The sequence below is a fragment of the Alloalcanivorax xenomutans genome, from assembly GCF_900217905.1.
In the GTDB taxonomy this organism is placed as follows: Bacteria; Pseudomonadota; Gammaproteobacteria; order Pseudomonadales; family Alcanivoracaceae; genus Alloalcanivorax; species Alloalcanivorax xenomutans.
The window spans coordinates 1-21201 of the sequence record NZ_OBMO01000005.1; the positions used below are offsets into that span (position 1 = coordinate 1).

The following is a 21201-nucleotide window of genomic DNA, read 5'->3' on the forward strand; positions in this document are numbered from 1 at the left end:
CCACAGTCTGTACCCTAGGGTCAGAAGCTTGCCTGGTCCCTCCACCCCGACAAGTCTCTTCTTTCTAAGACTTGCCGGGTAACCATACAAGCTTGCCTGCAAGCGAATGTCCCAACGTCGAAAGGGCGATTCGAGCAGCGCCCCTCACTCCGACAAAAACTCCCGCCCCAGCCGTTCCGCTTCTTCCACGCTGGCCACTATCCGTAGCGGCACATTGAACAGTCCAGCCAGGGCCGCGCTCTGGGTTTGCATCACCAGCCGTTTGGCGGCGTTCGGCTGCACCCCGACCATGCCCTTGCAGGCACGGGCCAGCGCGTCCCGGTTGCGCTTGAGCCACAGCGTGCGCCGCTTGCGGTCCTCGTGAGCCTCCTCCGCCACCTCGGCGTTACCCAGCAGCACCACGAACGGTTCCGGCTGGGCAATCAGGGCATCCATCTCTTCCTCCCAGCGCAGGGCGTAGCCCTCCGGCAGGGACTCGGGGAAGAAGCGCACCACCGGAAAGGCGCTGATGTCGTGAATCTCGAAGTCGTCCAGCGTCATCATCGCCCCTCCCGTTGATCATCCAGCCACTGGCGCAGGCTGGGTTGGCGCACCTGCAGAATGTCGAACAGTCCCAGCGCCTCCAGCGCGGGCAGTAATTCCGCCAGATCCCGCTCCGCTTCCCGCCGTTGCGGCTCCGGCGTGGCCGGGTCCAGCCACAGGCGGGCATTGGCCAGAAACGCGCCCACCGACCCCTTGCGGATGGTGACGCCGTCGAGATTCAGGGTGCTTTGCTCGTCGGGCAGTATGTCATTGGCTCGCATGGTTAGGTCCTTTCAATGGAAGGGCGGGAACAAGAGGGTGAAAACAGACTAGCGCGAAGCGGATGACTGAAATACGGTATGGAGGTCATTCAATAACGGAAACTCGCCATCATGGCTTTAACCTCTGGCAGCGGTTCTTTCCCCGCCTTTCCCGGGCCTCTGGTGGCTCGTGTCTGGAGCAAACGGGACGCCGAACGCGAGGCGCGCATGGCCGGCGTGCACAGTCATGACGAAGGCCAGTTGTGCGGTGCCATCGATGGTCTGCTGACCGTACGGACCGGCGCCACCCTGTGGGCGGTGCCGGCGGTTCACGCGATCTGGATTCCACCGCGCTGCGAGCACGGTATCGACCCCCATGGCCGGTTCGATGGCTGGGCGCTACTGATGCGTGAGGATCTGTGCGCGGGGCTGCCGGAGGAGCCATGCACGGTGCGGGTTTCCGGGCTGTTGATGGAAGCGGTGAAACGTGCCGCCAGTTGGAGCCAGCAAAGCTGGGATCGACAGCAGGATCCGCTGGCGGCGGTCATCGCCGCCGAGATTCGTGAGCTGCCGGAAGCACCGTTGGGGTTGCCCATGCCCACCGATCCACGCCTGCTGAAAGTGGCCCGCGCCCTGCTGGATGAGCCTGCGGACCGGCGCGACCAAAGCGAATGGGCGCGTTGGGCCGGACTCTCGGCGCGCACCCTGTCACGACGCTTTCCTCAGGAAACCGGCCTCAGCTTCCAGCGATGGCGGCAACGGGCCCGGCTGCTGCGCGCCTTGGAGCGGCTGGCCAATGACACCCCGGTGACCACGGTTGCCCTGGAACTCGGTTACGACAACGTCAGCGCCTTCATCGCCGCCTTCCGCGACAGGTTCGGCGTGACGCCAGGGAAGTGGCGGGGGTAGGGGCGATACCATTCGCCAGCAGGCTGGCTCCCACAATTTGTGCTACGAAGCCGCTGTGGGAGACTTGCTTGCAAGCGGAGCGCCGCCCGGCTGGTCTCCCACAGCCTTTCTACAGGGCCGCTGTGGGAGCTTGCCTGCAAGCGAATGTGCCAACGCCGGGGGCCGGGATTCGTCAGCAGGCTAGCCCCTACGGGGGGGAATGCCGTACCGTTAAACCCTTTTCGAACTCGGGAGAACAACAATGGCGAAAGCCTTGGTAATGCGTGAAGCCGGTGGTCCGGAAGTATTGCGGGTGGAAGAGGTGGAAGTGGGCGACCCCGGTCCCGGGGAAGTTCGGATCAAACAGACCGCCATCGGTGTCAATTTCCATGACATCTATGTGCGCTCCGGTTTGTATCAAACCTTGCCGCTGCCCGGCATCCCCGGCCTGGAAGCCGCCGGTGAGATCACCGCGGTGGGTGAGGGGGTGGCAGGCTTCGCGGTGGGGGAGCGAGTGGTGTACGTCTCCGGCAACTACGGCGCCTACGCGGACGAACGGCTAATCAGCGCCGATACCCTGGTGAAGATTCCCGATGGCGTGGACGAGATCAGCGCCGCCTCGATGATGGTGCGCGGCTCCACCGCCCACGTGCTGCTGCATCAGGTGTTTCCGCTACAGGCCGGCCAAACCATCCTGGTGCAATCCGCCGCCGGAGGTGTCGGGCAATTGCTGGTGCAATGGGCGCACCATATGGGCGCCACGGTGATCGGCACCGTCGGCAGTGAGGAGAAAGCGGAACTGGTGCGCGCCCGGGGCTGTGACCACGTGATCCTCTACCGTGAGGAAGATATCGTCGAGCGGGTCCGGGAGATCACCCAGGGCGAGGGCGTGGCGGTGGCTTACGATTCCGTCGGCAAGGACACCTTTTACAAGTCCCTGGACTGCCTGGCGCCGCTGGGACATCTGGTCAACTTCGGCCAGTCCTCCGGCCCGGTGGAACCGATGCCGGTGTCGTTGCTGGCGCGCGGCTCCAACACCGTGGTGCGTCCCATGCGAGGCCACTACACCCGTGATCCGAAAGTGCGGGACGCCACCGCCGCCGCCTTCTTCGAGGCCCTGAAAAGCGGCGTGCTGACACCGGAGCCGCCGCGCGTGTATCCGTTCGAACAAATCGGCCAGGCGCACCAGGACATGGAGGACCGCCTCACCAGCGGCGCGGTGGCATTGAAGGTGTAAATACAGATCACTACGAAGCCGCTGAGGTATTCGCTTGCGGGCAAGCTCCCACAGCGGCTTCGTAGACGGGCTTGTGAAATCATGATCGCGAAACCGGCTCACCAAAGCGTCCTCACGCGTGGAGTGAACACCGAGGCCGGACACAAAGACCGGGACCCCGTACAATGCCGCCATGACGGAACCGGCCCCCACCCCTTATCCGGTCCCCGCCGCGGCGGTGGAGCGGGAGATCGAAATCAACAAGAGTCGCTTCATCGCCTGGCTGCGACCGGTCCACAACCGGGCGGCGGCGCAGGCGGTGCTGGCGGAAGCCCGTGAGCGTTACCCGGACGCCACCCATCACTGTTACGCCTGGCTGATCGGGCCGCCATCCTCCGCCCAGGGGGCCGCCAATGACGACGGCGAGCCCTCCGGCACCGCCGGGCGGCCGATTCTCAACGTGCTGCAGCACAAAGGCGTGGGCGATGCCATGGTGGTGGTGATTCGCTACTTCGGTGGCGTCAAGCTGGGCGCCGGCGGCCTGGTGCGGGCCTATTCCGCCGCGGCGGAAGCGGTGCTGGCGGCCATGGAAGTGGTCGAGCAGGAGCCCACCTGTGAGGTGGCCGTGAGCCTGGACTTCGCCGGCGAGCAACCCTTGCGCCATTGGTGCGGCCAGCATGAAGCCGAACTGATGGAGATCCAGTACGGCGAGGGCGTGACCGCCCGCATCAGTCTGCCGGACCTGGCCCTGGCGGATCTACGGGCGTTCTGCGCGGCGCATGGGTTTGCCATCGAGAAGTTGTAGGGGGATGGAATCTTCGCCAGCAGGCTGGCTCCCACAGAGTCAGGGAAGCCCCAAGCCAAACACATGACGCCTTTCACCATGGGCTAACCATTCCACTCCAGGCACTCTCGAAAGCCCCATTCCGATAATAAAAGGAGAGCCTCATGTCCATTGTTGATCCGGACAAAGACCGCCTGCCGGAGATCCTCGCCGGCATTCCCGCCGATACCCCCATCGTCATGCTCAACCTGCTGCGTTTCCGCGCCGTGGCCCACTATCGGAAAAGCGGTGACGCCGACTACGATGGCCGCGAAGCCTACCGCCGCTATTCCGAGGTGGCGTTCCGCAAAGTCGAAGGCGTGGGCGGCAAACTGATCTGGTCCGGGGACGCCCTGGCCGGGGTGATCGCGCCGCCGGACGAACACTGGGATGAAGTGCTGCTGGTACGCTACCCCTCGATCCAGGCCTTCGCCGATATGCTGGCGGACCCGGAATACCGGGAAGCCACCCGTCACCGCACCGCTGCCCTGGAAGAAGCCCGCCTGGTCGCCATGAAGCAACAGTCCGGTTAATGCACTGTAACAATTTCGCAACCGGGGCCGGGCCGGCGCGCCAAAACGCCCAAGCCCCTTGCGCTGGAGCCTCCCCGCCGGTACCGTCCTGGCTTGCCAGGCCCCGGGGGCGGTCATATACCGGTAACAGAGAGTCCTGACCCTGTTGCTCTGCGGCGCTAGAGCAGGCCACCGTGCCAACCGTGATTTCTGTCGAACAGAACACAGCGCGCCGGGGCTGGCGATGGCGAAATGATCAGGGCCTCGGGCCGGGCAGGATCGGAGAATCGCCGTTGGGGTAGCCATCTGGTGGTAAAGTCGATGTAAAATGCCGCCTGCCGCCGTATTCACGACGTAACGGCCGGGTCATAATCCCGCTCCGGAAGGAGTGTCAAAACGGGTTGGAAAAGGATCCCCAGTGGTTGATTGGGCTAAGTGGTTAAAAGGCAGCGCCGCCGTCGCGCTGGTCGGATGGGTGTCCGGGGCGCAAGCCGCGCCCTGGGTGGAAACCGGTGATCTGCGCGCCAGGCACCACGTGGAAGCGCTGTCCGCCATGGGCTGCTTCAAGGGCCTGACCCTGACCTGGCCGCTGAACTGGTCGGCGATTGCCGTGGGCATGTCCGGCATGCCGGAAGAGTGCCGCGGTTCTGATCACGCCGCTTACCTGCGCGCCGCCATGGATCAGGCCAAGGGCCAGACCCGCACCGCCACCCTCACACTGGGAGGCGCCAACCAGGAACCGCTGTTCTCCCATTTCGGCTCCCAGCCCATGGGCGAAGCCGATGCCCGCATGGCCGTCAGCTATACCGGCCGGCGCTGGGCCGCCAACATCGAAGCCCAATACATCGACAATGATCGCGACGGGACCGAAGTGCGCGCCGACGGCAGCTACGTGGCCGGCCGTTTCGGCAACTGGCAACTGGGCGTCGGTGCCATCGACCGCTGGTGGGGGCCGGGCTGGCACAGCTCCCTGGCGTGGTCGTCCAATGCCCGGCCCGTGGCCGGTTTCTGGGTCAGCCGCCAAACCCCCTATGCACCCCAGTCCCGCTGGCTCAACTGGATCGGCCCCTGGGACCTGCAGATGTTCGGCGGGCAACTGGAGCAGGATCGCGGCATCCCCGATGCCAAATTGCTGGGTGGCCGCCTGACTTTGCGCCCGGCCTCCTTCCTGCAAATTGGCTTCACCCGTTTATTCCAATGGGGTGGGGAAGGCGCCTCCGAGAGCTGGAGTTCTCTGGGCGACGCCATCATCGGCAAGGACAACGGCCAAACCTCGGGCTTTGACGAAGGCGAGGACCCCAGTAACCAACTCGCTGGCTTTGACTTCCGGGCCAGCTTCCCGCTGTTCGGTGTGCCTACCAGTTTCTATGGCCAGGCCATGGGCGAGGATGAGGCCGGCTATATGCCGTCCAAGTACGCCACCCAGTTTGGCTTCGACTTCCTCACCCATATGGGCAAGGGCAGTCAGCGCTTCTTTATTGAGGGCGCCAACACCGTTGCCGGCGATCTGTTCGGCAATGCCCGTGAAGGCGTGATGTACGAACATTCAAGATATACCAGCGGCTTCCGATATTATGGACGCAACCTGGCCAGCACTTGGGAAAGCGACGCCAAGGTAGCGACCCTGGGCGTACAGCAGTTCTTCCGCAGTGGCGTGGTGTTCACCGCGGCCCTCAGCAGCGCCACCCTCAACGTGGATGGCGGAAAACGGGCGCAGGTGCACCCGGACGGCGCCGAAATCCTCCAGGCCGTGGATGAGCAGGATGTGATCCTCGGTGAGCTGCGTCTGGAACACGATTTTCTCGGTGGCCGGCTCACCTGGGCCTTGGCCGCCACCGACGATCCGGTGGAAACCTTCGCAGGCGAGAGCGAACGGCTGACCGCCATGGCGCAATGGCGCCGTACTTTTGACTGGTAACAGGACTTTCCGGTGACTATGACGACAACTATCAAGTCCCTGCCGATCTTTGCCCTGCTGGGAGTGCTGGGCGGTTGTGCCTTCGCGCCGGGCGCGCACATTTCCAATGCGCCGGGCTGGTTCAGCGAAGACGACGGCGTGGAAGCCGAGGCGCTGCCCGACGTGGTGGAAATACATCAAATCAGCACCGCCATCCTGCGGCGGACGGGACAGGAAGGGCCCCTGATGCCCCCGGAAGAACTGCTGCGGGAGCCGGAAGACTATGACTACCGGGTGGGCCCCGGTGACGTACTGCAAATCACCGTTTGGGACCATCCGGAACTGACCATTCCCGCCGGTTCCATGCGTAGCCCTTCCGAAGCAGGTAACTGGGTGCACAATGACGGCACCATCTTTTATCCCTATGTGGGCAAAGTCGACGTCAACGGTCTGAAAGTCACCGAAATCCGTGATCTGATCACAAGCCGCATTTCCCAGTATATCGAAGACCCGCAAGTGGACGTCACCGTGGCGGCGTTCCGCAGTCAGAAGGTTTATGTCACCGGCGAGGTTAAGCAGCCGGGGGCTTACCCCATCACCAACGTGCCCATGCGTTTGTTGGACGCGGTGAACGCCGCTGGCGGCCTGGGCGAAAAAGCGGATTGGACCGATGTGGATCTGAGCCGGGACGGTGCTGATTATCGTTTGAGCCTGAGAGCGGTGTACCAGCAAGGCAACCCGGCCCATAACGTGCTGATGCGCCCCGGTGATGTGGTGCATGTGGCCCGCAACGAAGATAACAAGGTGTTCGTGCTGGGTGAGGTGAAGGAACCGAAACCGGTACCCATGACCCGCAATGGGCTGACCCTGGCGGAAGCTCTGTCCACCGTGGGCGGCTTCAATCAGCAGAGCGCGGACGCCTCCGGCGTCTTCGTGGTGCGTCGTGCTCAGCCCGGAGCCGAGCATCTGGTTGACGTCTACCAATTGAACGCCAAGGATGCGACGGCCCTGGTGATGGCGGATGCATTCAATCTGCAATCCCGCGATATTGTCTATATTACGGCGGCGCCGGTGGCCCGTTGGAATCGGGTGATCCAGAACATCCTGCCAACCGTTCAAATGATTTACTACGGGGCCTTGGCCGAAGACCGGCTGAGGGATCGGGACGACTGATGTTTGAGAACATCCTGGTCGTTTGTGACGGCAATATCTGTCGCAGCCCCACCGTGGCGGCGTTATTACGTGAGCTGAAACCGGAAAAGGCAGTCAGCTCCGCCGGCCTGGTGGGCCTCGAAGGGCACGATATGGACCCGATGGCCCGGGACGTGGCCCGGGCCAACGGCTTGGAATGCGGCGAGCACAGCGGCCGCAAGCTGACCAGCGCTCTGTGTCGTGACACCGACCTGATTCTGGTGATGGAGACCCGTCAGCGAGATCGCATTATCAGCCAGTTTCCCGAGGCCAGCGGCAAGACCTTCCTGTTGAGCCATTGGAACGGCGGCCACGATATTCCCGACCCTTTCCGCCGCGGGCGGGAAGTGTTCGAACGCATCTACCCCATGCTGCGGCAGGCCACCGAGGCCTGGGCCGGCAAACTTTGATCAAAAGGAACGATCTTTCCCTATGAGCAGCCCGCAAACCAATAATTCCGGCCGCCTCAACGTGATCAACGACGAAATCGACCTGCGCCGCCTGTGGGGCCTGTTAATGGACGCCCGCTGGCTGGTCATCGGCACCACGGTGTTGGCGTTACTGTTGGGGCTGGCCTACGGAGTGGTCGCCACGCCGATCTACAAGGCGGATGGCCTGCTTCAGGTAGAACCCAAAAGCGGTGGTATGGCGGGGTTTGGTGAGCTCACTGAGTTGCTGACACAAGACTCATCTTCCGAAGCGGAAATCCAACTGATCCGCTCCCGTATGGTACTAGGGCAGGTGGTGGATCAGTTGCACATGGATATCGGTGTTGCACCAGACCGATTGCCGTTGATCGGTGCTTTTAGCGCACCGGAGCCAGCACCGGAAGGGACCCAGGTGCCGCTGTTCGCCGGTTTCCGGGACAGCCAAACCTACGTCACCGTGAACCACTTCAATGTGCCGGACCGCTTGCTGGACGAGCCCTTCACCTTGAAGTCCGAGGACGGCCAGCCGGCGCTTTATTATGATGAAGAATTAGTAGCCAAGGGCCCAGCGGATCAACCCCTGCGCAGCGAGGACGGCGGCATCCATCTGGAGCTGGGCGAATGGCAGCCAGGTAACGAAGAGCTCCTTCTGATCAAATACTCCAAGCTCACGGTGGTCAATGGGATTCGCGCTAATCTGGGTGTGAGCGAGGTGGGCAAACAGACCGGTATCATTAGTATGAGCTACACCGGTACCAATAAAGCTCGCATCCGGGCCGTGCTCAACGCCATCGCCGATAACTATGTGCTGCAGAATATTCAGCGCACCGCCGAGGAGGCGGAAAAGAGCCTGGAATTCCTGGACCAGCAGCTGCCGGAAATCAAGAGCACGCTGACCAGCGCGGAAGAAAAGCTCAACGCTTACCGCCTCAAGAGCGAGTCCGTGGACCTGAGCCTGGAAACCCAGTCCGTGCTGGAGCGGCTGGTGGCCATCGAAGCCAAGCTCAACGAACTGAAAATCAAGGAAAGCGAAGTCTCCGCCCGTTTTACCCGTGAACACCCAGCTTACCGGACCCTGCTGCAGCAGCGCCGTTCCCTGGAAAACGAAAAGGCGGAAATCAACAAACAAATTAATCAACTGCCGGAAACCCAACAGGAAATTCTGCGGCTGATGCGCGACGTGGAGGTCAACCAGGAAATCTATGTGGCGCTGCTGAACAAGGTGCAGGAGCTGCGCATCATGCGGGCCAGTACCGTGGGTAATGTGCGTGTTATCGACAATGCCTTGGTGCAGCCGGAGCCGGTGAAGCCCAAAAAAGGCCTGATCGCCGCCCTGGCTGGTGTGCTGGGCTTGATGATGTCGGTGGGTTATGTACTGGTTCGCGCCGCCTTCAATCGCGGCGTGGAAACTCCGGACCAATTGGAAGAGCAGGGTATTTCGGTTTACGCGGCGGTGCCGTTGTCCGAACATCAGCAGAAACTGGACCGGGTGATGGCGGCGTTGCGCCGTCGTAAAAAGGGTAAACACGAGCCGATTTCCCTGCTGGCGGAAAAGGATCCGGGCGATCTGGCCATCGAAGCGCTGCGCAGCCTGCGCACCAGCCTGCATTTCGCCATGATGGAAGCGGACAACAAGGTGCTGATGATCTCCGGCCCCAGCCCGGGGGTGGGTAAGTCCTTCGTCACCGCCAACCTGGCGGCGGTGCTGGCACAGGTGGGGCAGCGCGTGGTGGTGGTGGACGCCGATATGCGCGGGCACCTGCACCGCTATTTCGAGAATGACGGCCATACCGGATTGTCGGCGTTCCTTTCCGGGCAAGTGGACCTGGATCAGGTACTGGTGCAAACCAAGGAAGCAAACCTGTCCTTCATTTCCCGTGGCCAGATTCCACCGAATCCGGCGGAACTGCTGATGCACAAACGCTTCGGCGAGCTGATGGACAAGCTCTCCGAGCAATTCGATCTGGTGCTGGTGGATACACCGCCGATCCTGGCGGTAACCGACGCCGCCATCGTCGGTCAGATGGCCGGCACCAGCCTGATCGTGGCCCGCTACGGCCAGAACTCGGTGAAGGAAATTGACGTCACCATCAATCGCTTCGAGCAGAACAAGGTCACCATCAAGGGGGCCATCCTCAACTGTATCGAACGCCGTGCTTCCAACGAGTACGGTTATTACAGCTACTATAAGTACAGTAGCGATAAGAGCTGAAAAGAGAATTCGCCAGCAGGCTGGCTCCCACAATTTGCGCTACGAAGCCGCTGTGGGGACTGGTCCCACAGTTTGTGCTACGAAGCTGCTGTGGGAGCCAGCCTGCTGGCGAACTCTCTTAACAGACCCAAACGCTATATGCCCATAGCCAATCAATCATTGAATGGAATATGCGAGCCGCTACCATGGATGGTTTCAAGGTAATCCGCTACCTGACCACGGGCGCTCGCTGACCAATGACTCCGGAAATCCTGTTCACACTGCTGATTGTTCTGGGTGTACTGATTGCCCTGGCCAGTAACCGGGTACCGGCGGAAGTGACCATGATGGGGGCCATGGTGATTGTCCTGGTCACCGGCATCATCACCCCGCAACAGGCTCTTGCCGGGTTCGCCAACCCGGGGTTGATGACCGTCGGCGTGCTGTACATCGTGGCCGCCGCGCTGCGGGATACCGGCGCCATCTATTGGGTGGCCCACAAGCTGCTCGGCCAGCCCAAAACCGCCTTCGGCAGCCAGCTGCGTCTGATCGCGCCCACCGCCTTGCTCAGTGCTTTCCTTAACAACACCACGGTGGTGGCGATGATGATCCCGGCGGTGCAGGAATGGGCCCAACGTCTGCGTTTGTCCGCCTCCAAGCTGCTGATGCCGCTCAGCTACGCCGCCATTCTCGGTGGCACCTGCACCCTGATCGGCACCAGCACCAACCTGGTGGTGGACGGCCTGGTGCAGCAAAAAGGGCTGCCCGGGTTTCATATTTTCGATCTCACCTGGGTGGGCTTGCCGCTGCTGGTGATCGGCTCCGTGTTCCTGCTGTTGTTCGGGCGGCGCTTGCTGCCCAGCCGGGAAGGGCTGGTGGAACAACTGGAGAACGCCCGCGAATACCACGTGGAAATGCGCATCCCCGAAGGCAGCCCGCTGCACAACAAGACCATCCAGGAAGCCGGCCTGCGCAATCTCACCCACGGTTATCTCACCGAGATCCAGCGCGATGGCCATCTCTATACCGCGGTGGGCCCGGACATGCAGCTGCAAACCGGCGATCAGTTGGCCTTTATCGGCGCTCCGGAGACCGCCCGGGAACTGCAGCGCATCAACGGTCTGGTGCCAGCCCACGGCGCCGTGCACAAACTGAACCTCAACACCCATCAGCGCTGTCTGGTGGAAGTGGTGATCGGCCCGGAATTCCCCGGCGTCAACCAGACCGTCAAGGACGCGGCGTTCCGTACCCGTTACCAGGCCGCCATTCTCAGCATCAGCCGCCACGGCCTGCGCCTGCCCGGCAAGGTGGGGGAAAGGGTGCTCAAGGTGGGCGACACGCTGCTGCTGGACACCGGCGAAAGCTTTATCGAGCAGTACCGCTATCGCCGCGACTTCATGCTGGTCAGTCCGCTGCGGGATTCCACGCCGCCGGATTTTCGCAAGGCGCCGCTGGCCACCGGTATTCTCGGGCTGATGATCCTGATGAACGTGCTGGGCTGGTTCTCGGTACTGGAAGCGGCGTTTCTGGCCGCCGGTCTGCTGCTGATGACCCGCTGTGTCACCGTCAACCGCGCCCGTATGAATGTGAGTGTGAACCTGCCGGTGCTGGTGGTGATTGGAGCGTCCTTTGCCCTGGGCACGGCGCTGGAAGAGAGCGGGGCGGCGGGCTGGATCGTGGACGGCCTGTTCCGCGCCCATATCACCTCGCCGTGGATGGCGTTGGTGTTGATCTATGTGATCACGGCGCTATTCACCGAGCTGATCACCAATAACGCCGCTGCGGTGCTGGTGTTTCCGCTGGCGTTGGGGGTGGCGGAGCAGTTGGGGGTGAGCCCGACGCCGTTCATCGTCGCGGTGATGTTTGCTGCCTCGGCGAGCTTCATGACGCCGCTGGGTTATCAGACCAATCTCATGGTCATGGGGCCGGGCGGTTACCGCTTCACCGACTACCTGCGCATCGGCGTGCCCATGAGCCTGCTGGCGGGGGCGGTATCCATCACGCTGATCCCGCTGGTCTGGCCGTTCTGAGAAGAACATTCGCTTGCAGGCAAGCTCCCACACGACAAGCATAACTACGAAGCCGCTGTAGGAGCTTGCCTGCAAGCGAATGTCTTAACCCCCAGCAAGGCTGACTCCCACAGACTTTCTACACCGCCGCTGTGGGAGCCTGCCTGCAGGCGAATGTCTTAAACCCCAATCCCTTCAATCAACTGCTTCACACAGGTCTCGATATCATTCTCCGCGGTGTTGATTACCACCTCGGGCTTCTCCGGTGCCTCATACGGACTGTCGATACCGGTGAATTCCTTGATGATGCCCTGGCGCGCTTTCTGGTACAGCCCTTTCGGGTCACGCTTCTCGCATTCTTCCAGCGGCGCGTCCACGAACACCTCCACGAACTCGCCGTCCTCGAACAGCTCGCGGGCGGCATCGCGGTCGGCGCGGAACGGGCTGATGAACGCGGTCACCACCACCAGGCCGGCGTCCACCATCAGCTTGGCCACTTCGGAGACACGGCGGATGTTCTCGGTGCGGTCCTCGTCGCTCATGCCCAGGTTCTTGTTCAGGCCATGGCGCACATTGTCCCCGTCCAGCAGATAGGTGTGCTTGCCTTGCTGAGTCAGAGCCACTTCCAGAGCGTTGGCCAGAGTGGATTTGCCGGAACCGGACAAGCCGGTCAGCCAGATGCACTTGGGGGTCTGGCCCTTGGCCTTGGCCCGATCGGCCTTGGTCAGATTGGACTGGTGCCAGATCACCTCGGCCTTGGCGTCGTGCTCACGCTTCTGATAAGGGCTGTCGCTCATTGAATCCTCCATTGATGATGAATGCCTGCTGGCAGCCCGCTATGGTAGGGCTTTGGCCGGGGGGTTCAATATCTATTGGTTCTTTGCTTAAGCCGTCGCCAGCAGGCTGGCTCCCACAGGGATCCACGGCGCCGCTGTGGGAGCCAGCCTGCTGGCGAAGGCCTACCGATCCCATATAAAAAATAACGACTGAAGATAATAAAAAAGCATTGCCTAACATTTTTCCTTAATTCTTTAGGATTAGCTGAAAAGAGCACCATCGTCCAACTCAACCCCTTGAAGCGGCAACACTTTTACGGAAATCGGTATTGTCAGGAAAGGGTCACAAAAGACTACCAGAATCGCCAGCTGACAATATTGTGAACGTACTGGGGTATCGGTAGTATCGTGCCCGGGCGGTGGCTGCAAATAATAGAAACCGGTGAAGTGTCGCTCTCCGATGAAGTGTTACAGGGGTGTAAAAACTTCACAAACCGGTATCCGCTCAATATCCAGGGTCAGGGGGATCTCAGTACAGTGCGGAGCGGCTGGCGCGATTGGAATGGTCGTGGGCCAGGCCGAGTAGTTCGTAATCAGTGAAGACGTAAGGATGCGATCGGCATGAGCAGGCAAGCAATTTGGGACGCCCGGCGACAGCCATGGGCCGCCACGCCATGCCGGCCCGCCTCCAGAGGCCACGGCTAATTATGTTGGACCCCATCTCATCCGCCATGAACACCGCCGCCAGTCAGAATGCCTGGTATGTGGTGCAGTGCCGCGCCAACCAGAACTACCGGGCCCGGGAAAACCTGGAAAACCAGGGTTTCACCTGCTTTCTCCCGGAACTCTCCGTGGAACGCCTGCGCGCCGGACGTCGTATCCGGCGTGAGGAACCGTTGTTCCCCGGCTATTTGTTCATCCGTCTTGATCGCGCCGGTGGCTGGCACACGGTGCGCTCCACTCGTGGGGTGCAAAAATTGGTCACCTTCGGCAACCAGCCGGTGCCGGTGCCCGACCAGGTGGTGGAAGAACTGCAAACCCGTACCGAAAGTCAGCACCAGGAGCAGGCCTTTGCTCCTGGCGACACCCTGCGCATTGAAAATGGTCCGTTCAAGGATCTGGAAGCGGTATTTCAGCGCTTTGATGGCCAGGAAAGAGTAATTGTTTTGATGGGCATGCTGCACAAGCAGCACCAGTTAACCCTGTCCATCAAGGACGTCAGCCGCCATTAGACCATCCCCCAAATGGGGAATGGCCAACCGGATCGGCGGCCATACAATGCAACCGGGCCAACACTGCCCACCCGTTCTCAGGGAACCGACGGTAAACCCTGTGGCGGTAGCGTGCCTGGAGAGGGTGAATAGCAGCTTCACGGCGTACCCGAATTCGCGCTATATTCATAACTGCTCAATATGAATAGGAGTCAGCCATGGCTACGACAAGTTTGACCTTGGGCTCCCATTGGGAGCGCTTTGTTAAAGAAGAGGTCGCTAGCGGTCGGTACGGATCCGTCAGTGAAGTGATCCGGGACGGGTTACGTACTCTGGAAATGCGCCAGACAAAATTGGCGACTTTGCGCGCTCATCTCTTGGAAGGCGAAGCGCAGGCGGCTCGTGGTGAATACGTTGACAACTTCAGCATGGATGAGCTGATCAGGGATCAGGATGATGCCAAACAGCACTCGATATCGGGTAACACTCCGGGCCAGGGATGACCTCATTGCTATTGCCCGATATACAGCAGCCAATTGGGGCCGGGCGCAGCGCGATGTATACATGCGGAACATGGAACAACGTTTTGTATGGCTTGCGGAAAATCCGGCGCGGGGGCGTCATCGACAGGATATCAAGAAGGGCTACCACTGTTATCCTCAAGGAAGCCATTTAATCTTCTATGTAATCAATGAGTGGGGAATCGACATCATCGGCATTCCCCACAAACGCATGGATATAGAAGAGCACTTCTAGCATTTCCTGCTGGCCCTCTACATCGCCGCTGTGGGAGCGGGCTTGCCAGCGAAGTAGGCGGACGCCGAACGCCGTATTCGCGGCCAAGGCCGCTTCCCACAGCGGCTTCGAAGCCCCCTGTGGGAAGCTTGCTCGCAAGCGAATCCGTTCTCCCCAACAGGGAGAACGGACAAAAGAACATAAAAAAAGAAACACCAAGGAAGGGGGGAACCACAATGCACCAACCGAACACCCAGTGGCCGGAAATCCGCCACCACGGCGCCGTTGACGGCGTCACCGGATCCGCCCACGAACTGTGTCTGGACCACCAGCACAGCCTGCTGGTGGACTGCGGCCTGTTCCAGGGCCGCGACCAGGGCCCCGGCGGCGCCAACGCCGACGACCTGACCATCGATTTCCCGGTGGCCCAAATCAAGACCCTGGTAATCACCCACGTGCACATAGACCACGTGGGCCGAATACCCTGGCTGCTGGCGGCGGGCTTCAAAGGCCCTATCCTCTGCAGCCAACCCTCGGCGAAGCTGCTGCCCATCGTCCTCGAGGACGCCTTCAAACTGGGCTTCAGTCGCCGGCCGGACGACATAGACCGCTACCTGCGGGTAATTAAACGACGCCTGGTGCCATTACCTTACGACCAATGGCATAGCGCCCTGGACGCCGGCCACGGCCAGATACGAATAAGGCTGCGACGAGCCGGCCACATCCTCGGCTCCGCTTATGTGGAATGCGACGTCAAAGGGCCACCGGGCCGCCACCGGGTGGTGTTCTCCGGGGACCTGGGCGCACCGCACGCGCCCCTGCTGCCGGCGCCCAAGCCGCCCCACGGCTGCGACACCCTGGTGATCGAAAGCACCTACGGGGATCGCAACCATGAGGACAGAAAAGAACGCCAGCAGCGGCTCCAACGGGTACTGGCCCGCGCTCTGCAGGATCAGGGCACCGTCCTGATCCCGGCCTTCAGCATCGGCCGCACCCAGGAACTGCTGTACGAACTGGAGGACATTCTCCACCGCAACAAACAGAGCAGGGTGCACAAAACCCTGCCTTGGAGCGAACTGCCGGTGATCCTGGATTCCCCGCTGGCCAGCCGCTTCACCAGGGCCTACCGGGCATTGAGACCCTACTGGGAACAGGAGGCGCTTAAGCGGATCACCAAAGGCCGCAAGCCCTTGGGCTTTAAACAACTGCTCACGGTGGACGACCACGACGCCCACCTGAGAATGGTCCGCCACCTGGCGGACAGCGCCCGCCCCGCCGTGGTGATCTCCGGCAGCGGCATGTGCACCGGCGGCCGCATCGTCAACTACCTGAAGGCGATGCTGCACGACCCCAGGCATAACGTGCTGTTCGTGGGCTATCAGGGCAAAGGCACACCAGGGCGGCAAATACAGAGGCAAGGGCAGGGCGGTACCGTCACGCTGGACGGCGATACCCACACCATCCAGGTTGGCATCGATAGCCTGGGCGGCTACTCCGCCCACGCCGACCAGCAAGGGTTGATACGGTTTGTCACTGGCATGCGGAAAGCGCCAGGTGCCATCCGCATCGTGCACGGCGATGATGGCGCACAGAGGAAATTGCAAGGCGAGCTGAAGCGCTTGCTCCCCCAATGCCGCATTTTATACCCCTGTGGGAGCCAGCCTGCTGGCGAATAAGCCATGCCGAACGCTGTATTCGCGGCCAAGCGGAGCGCCGCCCGGGCCGCTTCCCACAGCGGCTTCGAAGCCCCCTGTGGGAAGATTGCCGGGCGGCGCTCCGCTCGCAAGCGAACAGGCTGACTGTAGGAGCGGTCCACGGACCCCGATAAGACAACATTAAAGTGCTCATATTCTTGAGAAGGTATACACTTAACCCCCAATAAAGGGGTGTAAATGTGCACTTATGACCCGAGATGAGCTACAGAAAACCCTGAGTGAATGGGATAAACGTGGCCGATATGTCTTTTCCCGCCACGAGATGCGGCGCCTGTTTCCCAATGAATCGGAAAAGTCATTGGAAAAGAGTCTGGCGCGCATGGTAGAGCGTGGCTTGCTGCAGCGCGCCGCCCGAGGGGTATATCTGAACCCCTACGCCGGCAGCCAGGACGGCTACGCCATCGAGCATATCGCCAAGGCATTGCGTCCGGGGGAATACAACTATGTGAGTCTCGAATCCGCCCTGAGCGAATACGGCGTGATTTCGCAGATCCCCATCGACCGGCTCACCGTGATGACCACCGGCCGCAAGGGCACCTACCGGACCCGTCACGGCACCATCGAGTTCACTCACACCAAGAGAGGGCTCGACGAGATATTAAAGAGCATGGTGCCGGTACCGGGGCGGCCATTGCGCATCGCCACGCTAGCCGCCGCCCGCCGGGACTTGCGCCGTGTAGGCCGTAATTGCCATCTGATGGAACAGGAAGGGGCCGGCGATGGCCAGTAAGGATTTTGAGGCGCTGGTCACCCGGGCCATGGCGGTGCCGGGCCGGACCCACATGCGCCCGGTGGTGGAAAAGGAGCTGTTGCATTACGACATCCTGTTCGCCTTGGACCGGCAGGGCCTTCTCGACCGGTTGACGTTTCAGGGCGGGACCAGTCTGCGGCTTTGTCACGGTGCCCCCAGGTTCTCGGAAGACCTGGATTTCGTCGCCGGCACGGAGTTCGGTGATCCGGAACTTCAGGACATCAAAGTCTGCCTGGAACAGTATCTGGGCGAGCGTTATGGGCTCCAAGTGTGGGTCAAAGAGCCCCTGTCAGGTGACGATACCCGGCCGGGCGTACAGGTCCGGCGCTGGCAGGTCAGTATTCGTACCGCTCCGGAGCGGCCGGATCTGCCACACCAGCGGATCAAATTGGAGGTGGTCAATGTGCCCGCCCATACCCGGGTACTCATGCCGCTGCGCCACAACTACGATTTTCTGCCCGATGGCTATGATGAAACCCTGGTCGGTGTGGAGACCCTGGACGAAGTGTTCGTGGACAAGCTGATCGCCTATCCGGCAACGGCGCACCCCCGCTACCGCGACATCTGGGACTTGCAATGGCTGGCCCAGAGGGAAGCTAAAATGGACGAAGCCGTACTGCGCGCCAAAATCGATGATTATGGGCTTGAGGATTATCCCGGCAAGCTGGAACAGGCCATCAAGGAACTGCCGGGACGTATCCAAAGCCAGGCTTTCATGGATACACTGAGCCGTTTTCTGCCCGAGGATACCCTGGATCGGACCCTCAAAAGAGCAGGGTTCCTGGACTATCTGACCAGCGCCGTCGGCGGCCATTTGCAAACCGCCCTAAAGGCGTTGCGAGCGGGCTCCGCGCCTGAACCACCGTTCAACATGTAAATATGCTGTCCGTGGCAGCGCCTGCAACGCAAACTAAGCCGCCTGCTCCCCCAGCCCTGCTGGCGAACCCGCCCTCTACATCGCCGCTGTGGGAGCGGGCTTGCCAGCGAAGTAGGCCGACGCCGAACGCCGTATTCGCGGCCAAGCGGAGCGCCGCCCGGGCCGCTTCCCACAGCGGCTTCGAAGCCCCCTGTGGGAAGCTTGCTCGCAAGCGAATGGCTTTAATGGTCAGCTCCGTAGGCTTAGGTCGCTTGGATGTCATGTGAATATATGCTACAAACAAAGTAAATTAATCGAATTTGAGGCATATATTCACATGACATTGCAAGAACTTGGCACCCAGTTTGCCGGGTTACGCAAGGCAAACGGCCATAGCCAACAACAAGTGGCCGCCATGAGCGGGGTGGATCGCACCGCGATTTCCCGCTTTGAATCCGGCCGGATCACGGAACTGGGCTTCAGCAAAGTGGAGCGGCTATTCGCGCTATATGGGATGGAACTGGCGCCAAGATCCCGTAAAACACCGACGCTGGATGATCTGGTGAGGGAGCGTGAATGGCCTCAGTAGACGAACTCGACGTCACCAGTGGCAATGAACTAGCAGGGCGGTTGAGCAGGAGCGCCAGGCACGCCGGCGAAGAGTACAGCTTTGCTTACCGTACCGATGAGCCGGAACGGGCGGTCTCGCTGACCATGCCGCTGCGCACCGCATCTTACCAGTTCCCGAGGCTGCACCCGGCGTTTGCCCAGAACCTTCCCGAAGGCTATTTGCGGGATGCCATTCGCCGCACGGTAAGCAAACTGCACGGTGCCAGTGATCTGGCGTTGCTCGCCGCGCTTGGCCCATATCAGATCGGCCGCCTGGGCTATGTTTTGCCAGGCCAGCCCACGGAAATGGCGCACTCGACCGAAAGGCTGGAAACACTGCTGGATTCAGACAATCCGGATTTGTTCGCCGAACTGGTGGAAAAGTACGCACTGAACTCGGGTATATCGGGAGTGCAACCCAAACTGCTGGTGGATGTTGCCGCTGAACCACCAAGAGACAAAGCCGCGATTCGCTCCAGCAGATTGATCGTCAAAGCCTGGGGCACGGATTACCCGGACCTGGCGCTGAATGAATATTTCTGTATGCGGGCCGCCAGCAGGGCGGGGCTGGACGTTCCCCGTTTCGATATCTCCCGTGATGGCCGGCTGTTCATCATGGAACGCTTCGACGTCACGGAAACGGGCGCCTACCTGGGCTTTGAAGATGGCTGCGTATTGCAGGGACTGTCACCGGAAGAAAAATACGACGGCACCTATGAGCGCCTGGCCAGATCCGTATCCGAATTCGTATCGCCGGCATTGCGACAAACCGCGCTGGCCAGCCTGTTTCGCTCCATCGTGCTTTCCTGGGCGGTGCGAAATGGCGATGCGCACCTGAAGAACTTTGGTGTGATCTATGACCGCCCCGGCGGCACGGTGGCTTTGGCCCCGGCCTACGATATCGTGACCACCACGGCGTACCTGCGTAACGATGTGCCGGCGCTCCATCTTGCAGGCAGTAAGCGCTGGTGGCCTCTGGATCGCCTGGCCGAATTTGGCGCCCGGCACTGTGCCCAGAATACCCGGCAGCTCAAAGAGACGATTGGCGCCGTGGGCAGCGCGCTGACAACGACCTTGCCTGAATTGAAAGACGCCTCCCCGCGTTTTCCGGATGTGGCACCCGCCATGATAAAAGCCTGGGAAGAAGCAGTGAATGAAATCGCGGCATGGGCATAGGGCCCTGCTCCCACAATGCCGCATTTTATACCCCTGTGGGAGCCAGCCTGCTGGCGAATGAACCTTCGGTCCCGTGGAATACACTCTCTGTATCCCCACGCAACGCCGACAAACCCGCTGTGGGAAGCTTGCTTGCAAGCGAAAAGAGTCACTGTAGGAGCCTGCCTTGCAGGCGAACGAGGTGCTCTCCAAGGCCCCAAGCTACACAAATTACCTGGCCCCACTACCGGGACCCGCAACTCAGAAATACGGGAAGTAAAACCCCAATGACCAAACAGAAACGCATCCTCAGCATCTTCGGCACGCGCCCGGAAGCCATCAAGATGGCCCCGGTGGTCAAACAACTGGATGCCGATCCGCGCTTCGACAGCCGTCTCTGCGTCACCGCTCAACACCGGGAAATGCTGGATCAGGTACTGAATCTGTTCGAGCTGACCCCGGACCATGATCTGAACATCATGGCTCCCGGCCAGGATCTGTATGACATCACCTCCCGCATTCTTGTCGGGCTGCGCGATGTGCTCAAGGAAGAAAAGCCCGATATGGTGTTGGTGCACGGTGACACCACCACCACCCTGGCCGCCTCGCTGGCTGCGTTCTACCAGCAAATTCCCATTGGCCACGTCGAGGCGGGGCTCCGCACTGGTAACCTGATGTCTCCCTGGCCGGAAGAGGCTAACCGCAAGCTCACGGGCAATCTGGCCAGGCTGCACTTCGCGCCTACCAACACGGCTCGGGATGCCCTGCTGGCGGAAGGCGTCAGTGAAGATATCATCAAGGTCACTGGGAATACCGTTATTGACGCCTTGCTGTGGGTGAAGGCACGAATCGAAAATGACACGGGATTGCGGGCGGATCTGAAAGGGCAGCTCCCTTACGGCACGGAGCGGCCCCTGGTTCTAATCACCGGCCATCGCCGTGAGAGCTTCGGTGGCGGCTTTGAGCGTATCTGCCAAGCCATCGCCAAACTGGCCGGAGAACACCAGGACAAGGAATTTGTATACCCAGTGCATTTGAACCCCAACGTTCAGGAGCCGGTAAATCGCTTGCTAAAAGGCCACGGCAATGTCCACTTGATCCCACCGCAGGATTACCTGCCTTTTGTCTGGCTGATGATGAACGCGCGGCTGATTCTCACTGACTCTGGTGGCATCCAGGAAGAGGCGCCCTCGTTAGGCAAGCCCGTTCTGGTAATGCGGGACACGACCGAACGCCCGGATGCCGTATCCGCGGGGACCGTGAAACTGGTCGGCACGCAAAGCGAGAATATCTTCAACGAGGCACATCGCCTGCTCACAGACGAAGACGCTTGGCAGGCCATGAGCCGGGCGCACAATCCCTACGGCGACGGCACTACCGCCGCCCAAATAGCGGATCACATCGATCAGTCGTCTCTCTAACTATTCTGAATGTAAGAACGGTCCTCTTCATATAG

At 61.0% G+C, this 21201-nt stretch carries 21 protein-coding genes; 18 read left to right on the forward strand and 3 right to left on the reverse strand.

Going from position 1 to position 21201, the window contains the following annotated elements; translation table 11 throughout:
• Positions 1-144: 144 nt before the first annotated feature.
• On the reverse strand, positions 145-543 hold the full coding sequence (locus CRO06_RS04995; protein WP_026948905.1) for a GntR family transcriptional regulator: 399 nt from the start codon (positions 541-543) through the stop codon (positions 145-147).
• The gene (locus tag CRO06_RS05000) at positions 540-803 is read right to left on the reverse strand and encodes a hypothetical protein (protein ID WP_026948904.1); all 264 of its coding nucleotides are present in this window, start codon (positions 801-803) and stop codon (positions 540-542) included. The genes CRO06_RS04995 and CRO06_RS05000 overlap by 4 nt, the downstream gene beginning before the upstream one ends.
• 111 nt (positions 804-914) lie before the next feature.
• Here CRO06_RS05000 and CRO06_RS05005 point away from each other — a divergent pair, with 111 nt between their 5' ends.
• From CRO06_RS05005 to CRO06_RS05045, 9 genes are all read left to right on the forward strand, one after another.
• Positions 915-1691 carry an AraC family transcriptional regulator gene (locus tag CRO06_RS05005; RefSeq protein WP_097057879.1) on the forward strand — a complete coding sequence of 259 codons (777 nt, stop codon included), beginning with the start codon at positions 915-917 and terminating at the stop codon, positions 1689-1691.
• A gap of 241 nt (positions 1692-1932) precedes the next feature.
• Positions 1933-2907, forward strand: a complete 975-nt coding sequence (locus CRO06_RS05010; protein ID WP_097057880.1) for a quinone oxidoreductase family protein — start codon at positions 1933-1935, stop codon at positions 2905-2907.
• 172 nt (positions 2908-3079) lie between these two features.
• Positions 3080-3691 (forward strand): YigZ family protein, encoded by a 612-nt coding sequence (locus CRO06_RS05015; protein WP_055100589.1) that lies wholly within the window; start codon positions 3080-3082, stop codon positions 3689-3691.
• 143 nt (positions 3692-3834) lie between these two features.
• Positions 3835-4242 carry a DUF1330 domain-containing protein gene (locus tag CRO06_RS05020; RefSeq protein WP_022997549.1) on the forward strand — a complete coding sequence of 136 codons (408 nt, stop codon included), beginning with the start codon at positions 3835-3837 and terminating at the stop codon, positions 4240-4242.
• A 397-nt stretch (positions 4243-4639) separates the two neighbouring features.
• Positions 4640-6139: a capsule assembly Wzi family protein gene (locus CRO06_RS05025; protein WP_097057881.1), complete on the forward strand. Its 1500-nt coding sequence runs from the start codon at positions 4640-4642 to the stop codon at positions 6137-6139.
• 18 nt (positions 6140-6157) lie between these two features.
• Entirely contained in the window at positions 6158-7291 is a 1134-nt protein-coding gene (locus CRO06_RS05030; protein WP_097057882.1) for a polysaccharide export protein, read from the forward strand.
• The gene (locus tag CRO06_RS05035; RefSeq protein WP_097057883.1) at positions 7291-7719 is read left to right on the forward strand and encodes a low molecular weight protein-tyrosine-phosphatase; all 429 of its coding nucleotides are present in this window, start codon (positions 7291-7293) and stop codon (positions 7717-7719) included. Before CRO06_RS05030 ends, CRO06_RS05035 begins: the two co-directional genes overlap by 1 nt.
• A 22-nt stretch (positions 7720-7741) precedes the next feature.
• Positions 7742-9949: a polysaccharide biosynthesis tyrosine autokinase gene (locus CRO06_RS05040; protein WP_097057884.1), complete on the forward strand. Its 2208-nt coding sequence runs from the start codon at positions 7742-7744 to the stop codon at positions 9947-9949.
• Positions 9950-10185: 236 nt separating this feature from the next.
• On the forward strand, positions 10186-11958 hold the full coding sequence (locus CRO06_RS05045; protein WP_097057885.1) for an SLC13 family permease: 1773 nt from the start codon (positions 10186-10188) through the stop codon (positions 11956-11958).
• A gap of 158 nt (positions 11959-12116) precedes the next feature.
• On the opposite strand, the gene cysC is transcribed toward CRO06_RS05045, so the two are convergent.
• Positions 12117-12734 (reverse strand): adenylyl-sulfate kinase, encoded by a 618-nt coding sequence (gene cysC / locus CRO06_RS05050; protein ID WP_097057886.1) that lies wholly within the window; start codon positions 12732-12734, stop codon positions 12117-12119.
• 686 nt (positions 12735-13420) lie between these two features.
• Between cysC and rfaH the strand changes: the two genes are divergently transcribed.
• The 9 genes from rfaH (at position 13421) to wecB (ending at position 21166) form a co-directional block, all read left to right on the forward strand.
• Entirely contained in the window at positions 13421-13945 is a 525-nt protein-coding gene (rfaH, locus tag CRO06_RS05055; protein WP_179746475.1) for a transcription/translation regulatory transformer protein RfaH, read from the forward strand.
• 197 nt (positions 13946-14142) lie between these two features.
• A complete protein-coding gene (locus CRO06_RS05060; RefSeq protein ID WP_051015456.1) occupies positions 14143-14427 on the forward strand; it encodes a type II toxin-antitoxin system ParD family antitoxin in 285 nt (94 codons plus the stop codon).
• Complete coding sequence (locus CRO06_RS05065) at positions 14381-14680, forward strand: type II toxin-antitoxin system RelE/ParE family toxin (protein WP_097057888.1); 300 nt, start codon at positions 14381-14383, stop codon at positions 14678-14680. The genes CRO06_RS05060 and CRO06_RS05065 overlap by 47 nt, the downstream gene beginning before the upstream one ends.
• A 215-nt stretch (positions 14681-14895) precedes the next feature.
• Positions 14896-16335, forward strand: a complete 1440-nt coding sequence (locus CRO06_RS05070; protein ID WP_097057889.1) for an MBL fold metallo-hydrolase RNA specificity domain-containing protein — start codon at positions 14896-14898, stop codon at positions 16333-16335.
• A gap of 226 nt (positions 16336-16561) precedes the next feature.
• On the forward strand, positions 16562-17104 hold the full coding sequence (abiEi, locus tag CRO06_RS05075; protein ID WP_097057890.1) for a type IV toxin-antitoxin system AbiEi family antitoxin: 543 nt from the start codon (positions 16562-16564) through the stop codon (positions 17102-17104).
• Positions 17094-18002, forward strand: coding sequence for a nucleotidyl transferase AbiEii/AbiGii toxin family protein (locus CRO06_RS05080; RefSeq protein ID WP_097057891.1), 909 nt, complete (start codon positions 17094-17096; stop codon positions 18000-18002). The genes abiEi and CRO06_RS05080 overlap by 11 nt, the downstream gene beginning before the upstream one ends.
• 316 nt (positions 18003-18318) lie before the next feature.
• Positions 18319-18570 (forward strand): helix-turn-helix domain-containing protein, encoded by a 252-nt coding sequence (locus CRO06_RS05085; protein ID WP_097057892.1) that lies wholly within the window; start codon positions 18319-18321, stop codon positions 18568-18570.
• A complete protein-coding gene (locus CRO06_RS05090; protein ID WP_097057893.1) occupies positions 18558-19766 on the forward strand; it encodes a type II toxin-antitoxin system HipA family toxin in 1209 nt (402 codons plus the stop codon). The genes CRO06_RS05085 and CRO06_RS05090 overlap by 13 nt, the downstream gene beginning before the upstream one ends.
• A gap of 266 nt (positions 19767-20032) precedes the next feature.
• Complete coding sequence (gene wecB, locus CRO06_RS05095; protein WP_097057894.1) at positions 20033-21166, forward strand: non-hydrolyzing UDP-N-acetylglucosamine 2-epimerase; 1134 nt, start codon at positions 20033-20035, stop codon at positions 21164-21166.
• Positions 21167-21201: the final 35 nt, after the last annotated feature.

What these genes read in the sequence shown, in the direction of transcription:
- CRO06_RS05030 (WP_097057882.1), top strand. Translation starts at nt 6,158, where the DNA reads ATGACGACAACTATCAAGTCCCTGCCGATCTTTGCCCTGCTGGGAGTG.
- CRO06_RS05045 (WP_097057885.1), top strand. Translation starts at nt 10,186, where the DNA reads ATGACTCCGGAAATCCTGTTCACACTGCTGATTGTTCTGGGTGTACTG.
- CRO06_RS05065 (WP_097057888.1), top strand. Translation starts at nt 14,381, where the DNA reads ATGCCAAACAGCACTCGATATCGGGTAACACTCCGGGCCAGGGATGAC.
- CRO06_RS05080 (WP_097057891.1), top strand. Translation starts at nt 17,094, where the DNA reads ATGGCCAGTAAGGATTTTGAGGCGCTGGTCACCCGGGCCATGGCGGTG.
- CRO06_RS05085 (WP_097057892.1), top strand. Translation starts at nt 18,319, where the DNA reads ATGACATTGCAAGAACTTGGCACCCAGTTTGCCGGGTTACGCAAGGCA.
- CRO06_RS05020 (WP_022997549.1), top strand. Translation starts at nt 3,835, where the DNA reads ATGTCCATTGTTGATCCGGACAAAGACCGCCTGCCGGAGATCCTCGCC.
- rfaH (WP_179746475.1), top strand. Translation starts at nt 13,421, where the DNA reads ATGTTGGACCCCATCTCATCCGCCATGAACACCGCCGCCAGTCAGAAT.
- CRO06_RS05070 (WP_097057889.1), top strand. Translation starts at nt 14,896, where the DNA reads ATGCACCAACCGAACACCCAGTGGCCGGAAATCCGCCACCACGGCGCC.
- CRO06_RS05040 (WP_097057884.1), top strand. Translation starts at nt 7,742, where the DNA reads ATGAGCAGCCCGCAAACCAATAATTCCGGCCGCCTCAACGTGATCAAC.
- CRO06_RS05010 (WP_097057880.1), top strand. Translation starts at nt 1,933, where the DNA reads ATGGCGAAAGCCTTGGTAATGCGTGAAGCCGGTGGTCCGGAAGTATTG.
- CRO06_RS05090 (WP_097057893.1), top strand. Translation starts at nt 18,558, where the DNA reads ATGGCCTCAGTAGACGAACTCGACGTCACCAGTGGCAATGAACTAGCA.
- CRO06_RS05035 (WP_097057883.1), top strand. Translation starts at nt 7,291, where the DNA reads ATGTTTGAGAACATCCTGGTCGTTTGTGACGGCAATATCTGTCGCAGC.
- abiEi (WP_097057890.1), top strand. Translation starts at nt 16,562, where the DNA reads ATGACCCGAGATGAGCTACAGAAAACCCTGAGTGAATGGGATAAACGT.
- wecB (WP_097057894.1), top strand. Translation starts at nt 20,033, where the DNA reads ATGACCAAACAGAAACGCATCCTCAGCATCTTCGGCACGCGCCCGGAA.
- CRO06_RS05060 (WP_051015456.1), top strand. Translation starts at nt 14,143, where the DNA reads ATGGCTACGACAAGTTTGACCTTGGGCTCCCATTGGGAGCGCTTTGTT.
- CRO06_RS04995 (WP_026948905.1), bottom strand. Translation starts at nt 543, where the DNA reads ATGATGACGCTGGACGACTTCGAGATTCACGACATCAGCGCCTTTCCG.
- CRO06_RS05005 (WP_097057879.1), top strand. Translation starts at nt 915, where the DNA reads ATGGCTTTAACCTCTGGCAGCGGTTCTTTCCCCGCCTTTCCCGGGCCT.
- CRO06_RS05000 (WP_026948904.1), bottom strand. Translation starts at nt 803, where the DNA reads ATGCGAGCCAATGACATACTGCCCGACGAGCAAAGCACCCTGAATCTC.
- cysC (WP_097057886.1), bottom strand. Translation starts at nt 12,734, where the DNA reads ATGAGCGACAGCCCTTATCAGAAGCGTGAGCACGACGCCAAGGCCGAG.
- CRO06_RS05015 (WP_055100589.1), top strand. Translation starts at nt 3,080, where the DNA reads ATGACGGAACCGGCCCCCACCCCTTATCCGGTCCCCGCCGCGGCGGTG.